This window comes from Pseudomonas sp. S04 (genome assembly GCF_009834545.1).
GTDB lineage: Bacteria > Pseudomonadota > Gammaproteobacteria > Pseudomonadales > Pseudomonadaceae > Aquipseudomonas.
Genome location: NZ_CP019427.1, coordinates 1922887 through 1935997 on the forward strand (window position 1 = coordinate 1922887; position 13111 = coordinate 1935997).

General features: G+C 61.3%; 9 protein-coding genes. 6 read left to right on the forward strand and 3 right to left on the reverse strand.

All coding sequences use genetic code 11. The annotated features are described in order from the left end of the window. The first annotated feature begins 61 nt into the window (after positions 1-61). The 3 genes from lon to PspS04_RS08575 all read left to right on the forward strand — a co-directional run bounded on the left by lon (position 62) and on the right by PspS04_RS08575 (position 4969). Positions 62-2458 carry an endopeptidase La gene (gene lon / locus PspS04_RS08565; RefSeq protein ID WP_095167799.1) on the forward strand — a complete coding sequence of 799 codons (2397 nt, stop codon included), beginning with the start codon at positions 62-64 and terminating at the stop codon, positions 2456-2458. Between the two features lie 147 nt (positions 2459-2605). Next, entirely contained in the window at positions 2606-2878 is a 273-nt protein-coding gene (locus PspS04_RS08570) for an HU family DNA-binding protein (protein WP_002552737.1), read from the forward strand. Positions 2879-3109: 231 nt separating this feature from the next. After that, entirely contained in the window at positions 3110-4969 is a 1860-nt protein-coding gene (locus tag PspS04_RS08575; protein ID WP_159994591.1) for a SurA N-terminal domain-containing protein, read from the forward strand. Positions 4970-5041: 72 nt separating this feature from the next. Here the strand turns inward: PspS04_RS08575 and PspS04_RS08580 are convergent, their stop codons facing one another. Then, a complete protein-coding gene (locus PspS04_RS08580) occupies positions 5042-6247 on the reverse strand; it encodes an MFS transporter (RefSeq protein ID WP_159994593.1) in 1206 nt (401 codons plus the stop codon). Positions 6248-6372: 125 nt separating this feature from the next. On the opposite strand from PspS04_RS08580, the gene PspS04_RS08585 reads away from it, so the two are divergent. Both PspS04_RS08585 and PspS04_RS08590 read left to right on the forward strand, forming a co-directional pair. Then, positions 6373-7272, forward strand: a complete 900-nt coding sequence (locus PspS04_RS08585) for a LysR substrate-binding domain-containing protein (RefSeq protein ID WP_159994595.1) — start codon at positions 6373-6375, stop codon at positions 7270-7272. A 91-nt stretch (positions 7273-7363) separates the two neighbouring features. Then, positions 7364-8263 carry a DUF2242 domain-containing protein gene (locus PspS04_RS08590; protein ID WP_159994597.1) on the forward strand — a complete coding sequence of 300 codons (900 nt, stop codon included), beginning with the start codon at positions 7364-7366 and terminating at the stop codon, positions 8261-8263. Between the two features lie 351 nt (positions 8264-8614). Here the strand turns inward: PspS04_RS08590 and PspS04_RS08595 are convergent, their stop codons facing one another. Beyond that, a complete protein-coding gene (locus PspS04_RS08595; RefSeq protein ID WP_095167808.1) occupies positions 8615-9655 on the reverse strand; it encodes an AraC family transcriptional regulator in 1041 nt (346 codons plus the stop codon). A 3-nt stretch (positions 9656-9658) separates the two neighbouring features. Next, on the reverse strand, positions 9659-10789 hold the full coding sequence (locus PspS04_RS08600) for a carbon-nitrogen hydrolase family protein (protein WP_159994599.1): 1131 nt from the start codon (positions 10787-10789) through the stop codon (positions 9659-9661). Positions 10790-11000: 211 nt separating this feature from the next. On the opposite strand from PspS04_RS08600, the gene PspS04_RS08605 reads away from it, so the two are divergent. Further along, positions 11001-13040 (forward strand): NADPH-dependent 2,4-dienoyl-CoA reductase, encoded by a 2040-nt coding sequence (locus tag PspS04_RS08605; protein ID WP_159994601.1) that lies wholly within the window; start codon positions 11001-11003, stop codon positions 13038-13040. Positions 13041-13111 lie beyond the last annotated feature (71 nt).

Here is a 13111-nt window from a genome sequence, read left to right on the forward strand (position 1 = left end):
TCTTGGTTTCAAGCTTACTTCCATCTGTTTACGGCCTTATGGCCGCCGTAGAGGCGAAATCATGAAGACAACCATCGAATTGCCTCTCCTGCCATTGCGTGATGTCGTGGTTTATCCGCACATGGTTATCCCGCTGTTCGTGGGGCGCGAGAAATCTATCGAAGCCCTCGAGGCCGCGATGACGGGCGACAAGCAGATCCTGCTGCTGGCCCAGAGAAACCCTGCCGACGACGATCCCGGAGAAGACGCGCTGTATCGCGTCGGGACCATCGCCACCGTGCTGCAATTGCTCAAGCTGCCTGATGGCACCGTCAAGGTGTTGGTCGAGGGTGAGCAACGTGGTGCTGTCGAGCGTTTCATTGAAGTGGACGGCCACTGCCGTGCCGAAGTTTCCCTGATCGACGAAGTCGACGCGCCAGAGCGCGAGTCGGAAGTGTTCGTTCGCAGTTTGCTGTCGCAGTTCGAACAGTACGTTCAACTGGGCAAGAAAGTCCCTGCCGAAGTCCTGTCGTCGCTCAACAGCATCGACGAGCCAGGTCGCCTGGTCGATACCATGGCCGCGCACATGGCGCTGAAAATCGAGCAGAAGCAGGAAATCCTCGAGATTCTCGACCTGTCGGCCCGTGTCGAACACGTGCTGGCGTTGCTGGATGCGGAAATCGACCTGCTGCAAGTCGAAAAACGCATTCGTGGCCGGGTCAAGAAACAAATGGAGCGCAGTCAGCGCGAGTACTACCTGAATGAGCAGATGAAGGCCATTCAGAAAGAGCTCGGCGACAGCGAAGAAGGCCACAACGAAGTCGAAGAGCTGAAAAAGCGCATCGATGCCGCCGGCCTGCCAAAAGATGCACTGGCCAAGGCCCTGGCTGAGCTGAACAAGCTCAAGCAAATGTCGCCGATGTCGGCCGAAGCGACCGTAGTGCGCACCTACATCGACTGGCTGGTCCAGGTGCCATGGAAGGCGCAGAGCAAGGTCCGCCTGGACCTGGCGCGTGCCGAAGACATTCTCGACGCCGACCACTATGGTCTGGAAGAAGTCAAAGAGCGGATCCTCGAATACCTCGCCGTGCAAAAGCGCGTGAAGAAAATTCGTGGTCCGGTGTTGTGTCTGGTCGGTCCTCCTGGGGTCGGTAAAACTTCCCTGGCCGAGTCGATTGCCCACGCCACCAACCGTAAATTTGTCCGTATGGCCCTGGGTGGCGTGCGTGACGAAGCGGAAATCCGTGGTCATCGCCGTACTTACATCGGTTCGATGCCAGGAAGATTGATTCAAAAGATGACCAAAGTAGGGGTGCGCAACCCGCTGTTCCTGCTCGATGAAATCGACAAGATGGGCAGCGACATGCGAGGCGATCCGGCATCGGCCTTGCTGGAAGTGCTCGACCCCGAGCAGAACCACAATTTCAACGATCACTATCTGGAAGTCGACTACGACCTGTCCGATGTGATGTTCCTGTGCACCTCGAACTCGATGAACATTCCCGCGGCGCTGCTCGACCGTATGGAAGTGATCCGCCTGCCGGGTTACACCGAAGACGAGAAGATCAACATTGCGGTCAAATACCTGTCGCCCAAACAGATCCAGGCCAACGGCCTGAAGAAGGGCGAGTTGGAATTCGAAGCCGAAGCGATCCGCGACATCATCCGCTACTACACCCGCGAAGCCGGTGTGCGTGGGCTGGAGCGCCAGATTGCCAAGGTCTGCCGCAAGACTGTCAAAGAGCACGCGTTGGAAAAACGCTTCTCGGTGAAAGTCACGGCCGACATGCTCGAGCACTTCCTGGGCGTGCGCAAATTCCGCTACGGCCTGGCCGAGCAGCAGGACCAGGTGGGCCAAGTGACGGGCCTGGCATGGACCCAGGTGGGCGGTGAATTGCTGACCATCGAAGCGGCCGTGGTCCCGGGCAAGGGGCAATTGATCAAGACCGGTTCGCTGGGCGATGTGATGGTCGAATCGATCACCGCAGCCCTGACGGTTGTACGCAGTCGGGCCAAGAGCCTGGGGATCCCCCTGGACTTCCATGAGAAGCGCGACACCCACATCCACATGCCGGAAGGGGCTACGCCCAAAGACGGTCCTAGTGCGGGTGTAGGCATGTGCACGGCACTGGTGTCGGCACTGACCGGGATCCCGGTACGGGCGGATGTCGCCATGACCGGCGAAATCACCCTGCGCGGTCAGGTCCTGGCCATCGGTGGCCTGAAGGAAAAACTGCTGGCGGCACATCGCGGCGGGATCAAGACGGTGATCATTCCTGAAGAGAACGTACGCGATCTGAAGGAAATTCCCGACAACATCAAGCAAGATCTTCAGATTAAACCGGTTAAATGGATTGACGAGGTCCTGCAAATTGCGCTGCAATACGCGCCGGAGCCCTTGCCCGATGTGGCTCCCGAGATAGTTGCAAAGGATGAAAAACGCGAGTCTGACTCTAAGGAAAGAATTAGCACGCATTAGTACGTATTAGCCTGGGGGGCTTCCTTGACAGTTTTTTAGAGCCCTTGATATAAAGCGGCTCTTAAGTGTCTGTAGGCCATTCAGCACTCGTTTTTGCTTTCACCAAAAAACTTAGAATCATCTCAAATAGATATAAGGGGACTTAGAGTGAACAAGTCGGAACTGATTGATGCTATCGCTGCATCCGCTGATATCCCGAAAGCTGCTGCTGGCCGTGCGCTGGACGCTGTAATCGAATCCGTCACTGGTGCCCTCAAGGCCGGCGACTCTGTAGTTCTGGTAGGTTTCGGTACTTTCTCCGTGACTGACCGTCCAGCTCGTATCGGTCGTAACCCACAGACCGGTAAGACTCTGGAAATCGCTGCTGCCAAAAAGCCAGGCTTCAAAGCCGGTAAAGCACTGAAAGAAGCTGTCAACTAAGCCTCACTCGGTTTTTTGCCTATCCGGGTCGGGGTCATGCCTGACCTGGCAGCGGGGCGGTAGTACAGGCGATTGGAATATTGCCTGGTGCGCCGGGGATCGCGGGTTCGAGCCCCGTCCGCTCCGCCAGTTACGAGAAGGCGCATCCTCGGATGCGCCTTTCTTCTATCCGGATTCTACCCACGCTCCACGGTTGCCTAATTTTGAAGTTCAACCGTTTCTGGGGGACGCATGCTGCAAAATATCAGGGACAATTCACAAGGCTGGATTGCCAAGACTATTATCGGGGTCATCGTTGCACTGATGGCCTTGACCGGTGTCGATGCCATTTTCCAGGTCTCCAGTTCGAAAAACGAAGTGGCCAAGGTCAACGGTGAAGAAATCAGCCAGAACGAGCTGAGCCAGGCGGTTGATATGCAACGTCGCCAACTCATGCAACAGCTGGGCAAGGACTTCGACGCGTCCTTGCTGGATGAAAAAATGCTGCGCGAATCGGCCCTCAAAGGCCTGATCGATCGCAAACTGTTGCTGCAAGGCGCCCATGATTCGAAGTTCGCTTTCTCCGAAGCGGCTCTGGACCAGGTGATCCTGCTGACACCTGAATTCCAGGTCGATGGCAAGTTCAGTGCCGAGCGTTTTGACCAGGTGGTTCGTCAGCTGGGCTACAGCCGCCTGCAGTTCCGCGAGATGCTGGCTCAGGAAATGCTGATCGGCCAATTGCGTGCCGGCCTGGCAGGCAGCGGTTTTGTCACCGATGCCCAAGTGCTTGCCTTCGCCCGTCTGGAAAAACAGACCCGTGATTTCGCGACCCTGAACGTCAAGGCTGATCCTGCCTCGGTCAAGCTGACCGATGCCGAGGTCAAGGCTTACTACGACGAGCACGCCAAGGAATTCATGACACCTGATCAGGTAGTCATCGACTATCTGGAATTGAAGAAGTCGTCCTTCTTCGACCAGGTCACCGTGAAAGACGAAGCGCTGCAGGATGCGTATCAGAAAGAAATCGCCAACCTGGCCGAACAACGCCGGGCTGCGCACATTCTGATCGAAGTCAACGACAAGGTGACCGAGGCGCAAGCCAAGGCCAAGATTGAAGAGGTGCAAGCGCGCCTGGCCAAGGGTGAAAGCTTCGAGGCCGCGGCCAAAGAGTTCTCCCAGGATCCGGGTTCGGCTGCCAATGGCGGTGACCTCGGTTACGCAGGCCCAGGTGTCTATGACCCGGACTTTGAAACAGCGCTGTACGCGTTGAACAAAGACCAGGTCTCGGCGCCGGTTCGCTCCAGCTTTGGTTACCACCTGATCAAGTTGCTGGGTGTTGAAGCGCCAGAAGTCCCGAGCTTCGCCAGCCTCAAGGACAAGCTGACGCGCGACCTGAAAACCCAACAGGTCGAACAACTGTTCGTCGAGGCGACCAAGCAACTGGAGGACTCCTCGTTCGAAGCCTCCGACCTGGCCCAGCCAGCAGCTGATCTGAAGCTGACCGTACACACTTCCGCGCCGTTTGGCCGTGAAGGTGGCGAAGGCGTTGCGGCCAACCGTGCCGTGATCGCTGCAGCGTTCAGTCCAGAAGTGTTGGATGAGGGTGCCAACAGCACCGCCATCGAACTGGATCCGGAAACCGTGATCGTGCTGCGCGCCAAAGAGCATCGCAAACCTGAGCAAATGCCTCTGGCCAGCGTTGATACCGTGATTCGTGCGCAATTGGTCAAGGAGCACGCCAGTGCTGCGGCCAAGACCAAGGCCGAGGAGCTGGTTACCGGCCTGCGCGACGGCAAGACCGCGATTGACAGCCTGGGCTGGAAAGTTACCGAAGCGGCCACCCGTGGTCAGGAAGGTATCGAACCTGCTGTGCTGCAAGCCTTGTTCCGCATGCCCAAGCCTGCTGCCAAGGACAAGCCGAGCTTCGACAGCGTGACCCTGGCTGATGGCAGCCTGGTGATCGTGCGCCTCAATGGGGTGAACGAAGCTGCTGCGCCTACTGACGAGGAGAAGGCTGAGTACCGCCGCTTCCTCGCGTCCCGCGTCGGCCAGCAAGACTTTGCCGCCTACCGCAAGCAGTTGGAAAGCGAGGCCGACGTCAAGCGTTACTGATGCCTGACTGACGCGTAAAGCTGCAAACAAAAAACCCCGGCCACCAGGCCGGGGTTTTTTGTTGGCCGTCAATCAGCTCCGGGCGGGAAACCCATGCTGGCGGGCGTTGAAAACCACCAGCAGGCACAACAGCAGTAAGGCGCTGACCAGCCAGGGGAATGTCACTGCGCCCAGGTGCTCGAGCACCACGCCGCCGGCCAGGCCACCACCGGCCATCCCCAGGTTCCACATGGTCACCAGCATCGACTGTGCGGTATCCGCCGAGTCGCCGGCCGCTTTCGCCAGGGCGGTTTGCAGCAGGGTGCCCAGAGCGCCAAAGCCCAGGCCCCAGATGGCCACCGCGGCATAGATCAGCGGCGCCGACTCGGTGGCCGTCGCCATCAGCAGCGCCGCCACGATAAACAGCAAGCAACTGAGCAGCATCAGGGGGCGCAGCCAGCGGTCGATCAGCAGGCCAGCGATCCAGATACTCAAAAGCGCCGCGAGGCCAAACACTAGCAGCACCTGATCAGTTTGCCCGGTGAGGCCGGCGGGCTCGAGGAATGGCGCAATGTACGTGTACAGGATCGTGTGGGCCAGCACGTAGGCCAAGGTCACGAACAGCACCGCCTTCAAGCCGGGCAGGGCGATGACCTGGCGGAGCGGCAGGCGCTTGTCGGCGCTTTGTCCGGGGAAGTCCGGGACCTGCCAGCGGACCCAGGCGATCAGCGCCACGGTGATGACACTGATCAGGGCGAAGCTCGTGCGCCAACCCAGCATATTTCCCACATAGGTGCCCGCTGGAACGCCTAGGGACAGGGCCAGTGGTGCCCCCAACATGGCCACGGCGATTGCCCGTCCCTGCAGGTGAGGCGCCACCATGCGGCTGGCGTAACCGGCCAGCAGCGCCCAGAGCAACCCGGCGAAGACCCCGGCAAAAAAGCGCGCTACCAGGGTCAACCCGTAACTTTCGGACAGGGCGGTGACGCTGTTGACGATGCTGAACCCGGCAATGGCGATCAGCAGCAACGGACGGCGGCGCCAGCCGCGTGTGGCGATCACCAGCGGAATGGCTGCCAGCAACGAACCCACGGCATACAGCGTGACCAGTTGTCCGATCAGTCCGTGCGAGACATTCAGGCCCTCGCTCATGGGCAGCAGTAGACCAGCGGGCAGGGCTTCAGTCATCACGGTGATGAAGCCGGCGATGGCCAGCGCCAGCAATCCCCCTAAGGGCAGGCGTTCGGTGCGCTCCGGCGCCACCGAGGGCAAGGGCGCGAGCAGTTCGGGTTCGTTCATGGGCATGAGGTCCGTTTCAGAGGGTGTGTAGATGGCGCCAAGGGTAGTGCGCTGCACGCTCTGGAAAAACAGGCTAAGGTTCCGAACTTATCGGACCTGGATGTCCGCAATGGGGGGATTGAAGAATGGATAGCCTGGGCAGTATCTCGGTGTTTGTGCAGGTCGCCGATGTTCGCAGCTTCACTGAAGCGGGGCGGGTACTGGGGATTTCGTCATCGGCGGTGGGCAAAAGCATCGCCCGCCTCGAAGAGCGGCTGACGGTACGCCTGTTTCATCGCAGCACCCGCAGCATCACCCTGACCGCCGAAGGCGCGTTGTACCTGGAGCGCTGCCGGCGCATCCTGGCGGAAGTCGAGGCGGCCGAGTTCGAGTTGTGCAGCGCCGCCAGCGCGCCGAAGGGCAAGCTCCGTATCAGCGTGCCCCAGGTGCACAGCCTGGTGATGCCGGTGCTTACCGAATTCATGCAGCGCTACCCCGAGATCGAACTCGACATCGACCTCACGGACCGCATGGTGGACGTGGTCGAGGAGGGCTTCGACGCGGTGGTGCGCACCGGCAATCCCAAGGATTCACGCCTGATGGCCCGGGCCCTGGGGCGGTTTCGCCAGGTGCTGGTCGGTACGCCGGAGTACTTTGCCGAGCATGGCACCCCGCATGTGCCCCAGGACCTGGCGACCCATGGCTGCCTGCGCCATACCTTTCATGCCAGCGGCAAACTCGAACCCTGGCCGTTGCACGGCGAGGAAGATGGCAGCGACCCGGTATTGACCACCCGCTTCATCAGCACCTCCATCGAAGCCTTGTTCCACGTCGTGCAGCAAGGCCTGGGGATTGCCTGCCTGCCGGACTTCATGGTGCGCGAGGCGGTGGCGCAGGGGCGTTTGGTGCGCGTGCTGGACGCGCACCTGGAACACCAGGGCACTTTCTGGATCCTCTGGCCGTCCAGCCGTTATGCGGCCGCCAAGGTCCGGGTGTTCATCGATCACCTGGGTGCGCGACTTTTTCCGCTAAACGATGGTCAGTAGAGGGGTCAGGTGTGCAACTCACTAATCCATGCGCCGTCACGGGGTGAACTGTTGCACAATACGCCCCGTACCGATTTCCTCAGGATGTTCAATGTTCACATCATTCCCTATGCGTACCGCGGGACTGGCGCTGGTGCTGGCTGCCGCAGCTGGTTGCGCGAAGGACCAGGCCATTTATGAGCATGAGAACTTCGACGACTCCGGAACCTTCTCGCGCAAGTATCCGGTGACCGACACCGCTTCCTGTGAAGCTGCTCGCCGGGCCTTGTTGAGCCAGGGCTACATCATCACCAGTTCCGATCCGAAACTGATCAGTGGCCACAAGAGCTTCCAGCAGACCGGCGACACCCACATGGAGATTAGTTTCAGCGTGGTCTGCGCCGAAGACAGCAGCCATCACGCGACCATGTTTGCCAACGCCTTGCAAGACCGCTACGCGTTGAAGAAGACCAACAACTCCGCCAGCCTCGGGGTAGGGGTGCTGGGGTCGGTATCGATGCCGATCGGCTCCTCCGACGATTCGATGGTCAAGGTTGCGAGTGAAACCGTCACCTCGGGTAAGTTCTATGAGCGTTTTTTTGCCCTGGTGGAATTGTTCCTGCCACCGGATGTAAAAAAGGCCGCCCATATCACCGAAAAACCCAAGACGGACCTCGGCGTACCAGAAGCCAAGCCCGCGCCAGTCACACCGACGCCTGCCGCACAACCTGCGCCAGAACCTGTGCCAGTGCCTGCCGCCGAACCCGTTGCCCCTGCGACGCCTGAGCCAGCGCCCACTGCGCCGGCGGCATCCGAACCGGTAGCACCACCGCCCGAAGCCGCACCGATCACGCCTGCGAATGTCATCGAGCCCGCCCCGCAACCAGCGCTGGAGCCAACACTGGAATCCATGCCGCAAGCCGTGCCGCCAGTGATCTCACCCCCGGCCAACCCAGATTCGCTGCCCGCCCCGAGCGAGCCGATCACACCTATGCCGTCCTCCGGCCAGTAACCTGTCAGCCAGCGCTGCGGCCCCTGTGGGTTAGCGCAGCCGGGCGCTTGACCTGCATCAAACTGCGCTATCCGGCGCCCATGATAAATTCTTCAGGGTCTGCTACGTTTTATTGGCAGGAGCCACCGTGTACCCGCGTCATTTTTCTTTCATGCGGGCACTTTATGCTGATGGCGTAGGTCATTGGTGCAACGGTTTTCGACACGACTAAAAGGGAATTCGCAATGGACGATTATCAAGAAGAGCTGCTGGAATATCAGGCATTCGAACTCGACCCGCTGGAGCCTGCGGACGACGCTACCGAGTTGTAGGGGGGGCAGTTGCAAGCGACAAGCTACACATGCAGGCGCTTCAGGCCGATTGCCGATGGCTGCGGCGAAACTCGCCGGGCGTCTGGCCGTTCCAGCGTTTGAAGGCGCGTTGAAAGGCTTCGGCCGAGGCAAACCCCAGCAAGTAGGCGATTTCGCCAAAGGCCAGTTCCGTGTCGCGGATATAGGTCATGGCCAGGTCGCGACGCGTGTCGTTGAGAATCGCGCGAAACTGCGTGCCCTCTTCAGCGAGCTTGCGGCGCAAGGTCCAGGTCGGCAACTTCAAGCGTGCCGCCACTTCTTCCAGGTCGGGTTCACGACCGCCATTGAGCAACGGCCCCAGTAGCTGCGTGATGCGTTCGCGCAGGCTCCGGGTGCGGGTCAATTGCTCCAGCTCCCGCTCACACAGCTGGAGCAGCAGGCGCCAGGTGCTGGGGCAGTGCTCGGGGTTGCGTTGCGCCAGGCTGGCCTGGCTCAGGCGCAACTGGTTATGCTCGGCGCCAAACTGCAAGGCGCAGTCCCCCAGCACGGCATAGCGCTCGGCGTAGTCGGGTGCCAGGAATTCGATCTCGATGCGCTCGGCCCGCAGTGGTTGGGGGCAGAGACTTGAGAGTTGCTGCAACCAGCCGGCGATGATCGAGTCCACCACAAAACGGTTGTAGGCGTTGTACGGGCTGATGGAGTAGAACCGCAGCCAGGCCCCTTGGGTATCCTCATGGAAGCTCGACTGGCCGCGATAGTTGGAGCCATACAAGGCTTCGAAGCGAATCAGGCAGCGCGCCGCTTCGCGCACCGTCGGTGCCTGGGCGGCAGTGACCCCGGCCAGCCCCGCCTGACCCAACCGACTGAGCTGGCCCATGCGCAGGCCCAGGGCTGGGTCTCCCGTCATCTGGATGGCCGCGTGGCCCAGGCGCATGTAGCGCGGAATCGACAGCCGAGCGCCGGCCTCGGCCAGGCGCGCAGGGTCCAGGCCGTATTGCTCCAGCAGCGGTTGTGGATCGCAGCCGTGACTGCGCACGGCATCCGCCAGGCTATGGACAAAGCCGACGGACAGGTCCCCCAGGCGCATCGGCAGCGGTTTCATGGGTTACAACCAGATATTCAGCAAACGGGCACCGCGGGCTTCGCCATCGGCGAAGTGCTGGCCGTTGCTGCTGAGGAAACTCTGGCCGGCGCTGCCCTGGTTCCAGAACTGGCCACGCAGGAACACGCTGACCCCGGCATTGGCCAGGCTGCTCGGCGGCTGTGCGGTCAGGGTCAGGCGGTGCCAGGCCTGGCCTTCGCTGAGTTCGCCGGGCTTGAGGCTGATTTCACTGGGAGTGGAGGGTCCCTGGTAACCGCGCCAGGGTTGATCCCAGGTACTGCGACCGGTGACGAACGCCGGTACGGCGATCAATTCGGCACCTTGGTCGTTGAGCTTGCGGTAGTTGTCCGGGTACCAGCTGTCGTTGCCGATCAGCACTCCCAGGCGTCCGGCGGGCGTCTGGATCACGTTGACGGCCCGGTCGCCACTGGGCCGGATAAACTCTTGCTCGGTGAGGGTCGGGCTCAACTGCCGCTGCGGCTGGCCGATGGGCGCACCGTCCCGGCCAAACACCAGGCTGGTGTTGTACAGCGGACCCCGGCCAATGCTCAGGGCGCCGTCTTTGACCGTCGGCTCCGGCAGCACGATGCTGCCCGCGACCAGGGTAATGTCGAATTCCCGGGCCAGGCCGCCGAACAGCGCCTGGTACTGGCGGGCCATGATCTTGGCCTTCATGCGCAGGTGGGCATCCTCCAGGCGGCTCTCACCCTGGGCGCCGATCAGCGCCCGCAGGAACGGCAGGGGGTTGCTCACCGCCAGCCAGTTCATGGCTTCCTCGAACGTGCTGGCCTGGTACAGCTCGTCCTTCTCGCCGCTGACCATCAACCAGGTGCCGATGTGCTCAGGCAGCACGACGATGGTCTTGGCGTTGAGCAGGCCTTGATCGCGCGCTTGCTGCAAGTAGGCCGCGAGCTTGCGGTGCAGGCGTTCGGGACTTTGATAGTCGGTGGGGAACAGCTCTGGCTGGATCCCCAGCAGGTTGCCCCGGTCACCGGGTACGCCCTGATCCACTGCGAGCTGGATGCGCAGGTCGGACAGGTAATGGCCCACCGGTCGTTCGGCGGTCCACATGGCGTAGGTGGTGAGGGCGGCGAGCAGGGCCATGGCGAATGTCAGGTAAAGAAGTTTGCGCATGAGAAAACTAAAGATCAGCCGTGTGCAGGGTTCGTCGACTAGGGTAGGCCCCATGCCGGCGAATGCCAAGGGGGGCTGCACATTTGGATCAGTAACTTGTCAGTTACGGTCATTGAGTGCAGGCGGGCCGGCTCTTAGTCTGTGACCCATAACCGATGGACGCCCAAGAGCGTTCGCACTTTTTCCGTGATCACTCGTTGTGGAGTTACCGATGGCCGCCGCTCACTACCCGCACCTGTTGGCCCCGCTGGACCTGGGTTTTACCACGTTGCGCAACCGCACCCTGATGGGTTCGATGCACACCGGGCTGGAAGAGAAACCGGGCGGTTTCGAGCGCATGGCGGCCTACTTTGCCGAGCGTGCCCGTGGCGGCGTTGGCCTGATGGTCACTGGCGGTATCGGCCCGAACGAAGAGGGCGGGGTGTACGGCGGCGCGGCCAAGCTGACCACCCTTGAAGAAGCGCTAAAACACCAGATCGTCACCCGTGCGGTGCATGAGGCCGGTGGCAAGATCTGCATGCAGATCCTCCACGCCGGGCGTTATGCCTACAGCCCGAAACAGGTGGCACCGAGCGCGATCCAGGCGCCGATCAACCCGTTCAAGCCCAAAGAGCTGGACGAGGAAGGTATCGAGAAACAGATCAGCGATTTCGTCACCTGCTCCACCCTGGCGCAAACCGCCGAATACGACGGCGTCGAGATCATGGGCTCGGAAGGTTATTTCATTAACCAGTTCCTCGCCGCCCACACCAACCACCGTACCGACCGCTGGGGTGGCGCCTACGAAAACCGCATGCGCCTGCCGGTGGAAATCGTGCGCCGCGTGCGTGAAGCTGTCGGCCCGAACTTCATCATCATCTTCCGCCTGTCGATGCTCGACCTGGTGGAAGGCGGCAGCACCTGGGAAGAAATCGTGCAGTTGGCCAAGGCCATCGAGCAGGCTGGTGCAACGATCATCAACACCGGGATCGGCTGGCACGAAGCGCGGATTCCAACCATCGCCACCAAGGTGCCGCGTGCAGCCTTCAGCAAGGTCACCGCCAAGTTGCGGGGTTCGGTGGGTATTCCGCTGATCACCACCAACCGCATCAACACCCCGGAAGTCGCCGAGCAGATCCTCGCCGAAGGCGATGCCGACATGGTCTCGATGGCACGGCCGTTCCTCGCCGACCCGGAGTTCGTCAACAAGGCGGCTGCCGGGCGTGGCGATGAAATCAACACCTGCATCGGCTGCAACCAGGCCTGCCTGGACCACACCTTCGGCGGTAAGCTGACCTCCTGCCTGGTCAACCCGCGTGCCTGCCACGAAACCGAACTCAATTACCTGCCGGTGCAGCAGATCAAGAAGATCGCCGTGGTCGGCGCCGGGCCTGCGGGGCTGGCGGCCGCCACTGTTGCCGCCGAGCGCGGGCACCAGGTGACGCTGTTCGATTCGGCCAGCGAAATCGGCGGTCAGTTCAACGTCGCCAAACGTGTGCCGGGCAAGGAAGAGTTCTTCGAAACCCTGCGCTACTTCAACCGCAAGTTGCAGACCAGCCATGTCGAGCTGTGCCTGAACACTCGCGTCGATGTGCCACAACTGGTCGCCGGCGGCTACGACGAAGTGATCCTGGCCACCGGTATCGCGCCACGGCTGCCGGCGATTCCCGGCATCGACAATGCCAAGGTGCTGAGCTACCTGGATGTGATTCTGCAGCGCAAGCCGGTCGGTAAAAAAGTCGCGGTAATCGGCGCCGGCGGTATCGGTTTCGACGTGTCGGAATTCCTCGTGCACCAGGGTGTGTCCACCAGTCAGGACCGCGAAGCCTTTTGGAAGGAGTGGGGCATCGACACTCACCTGCAAGCGCGCGGTGGCGTGGCCGGCATCAAGGCCGAGCCGCATGCCCCGGCGCGCGAGGTGTTCCTGCTGCAACGCAAGAAATCCAAGGTCGGCGACGGCCTGGGCAAGACCACCGGCTGGATTCACCGCACCGGTCTGAAGAACAAGCAGGTGCAGATGCTCAACAGCGTCGAGTACCTGAAGATCGACGACGCCGGCTTGCACATTCGCATCGGCGAGACTGGCGAGCCGCAACTGTTGCCGGTGGACAACATTGTGATCTGCGCCGGCCAGGACCCGCTGCGTGAACTGTATGACGGCCTGCTGGCCGCTGGGCAGAACGTGCACCTGATCGGCGGTGCGGACGTGGCGGCGGAGCTCGATGCCAAGCGCGCGATCAACCAGGGATCGCGTCTGGCGGCTGAGCTCTAAGTCAACCCACGTTGGCCCTGTAGCAGCTGTCGAGCCCGCGAGGCTGCGTTCGAGGACGCAGTCCTCGCCGG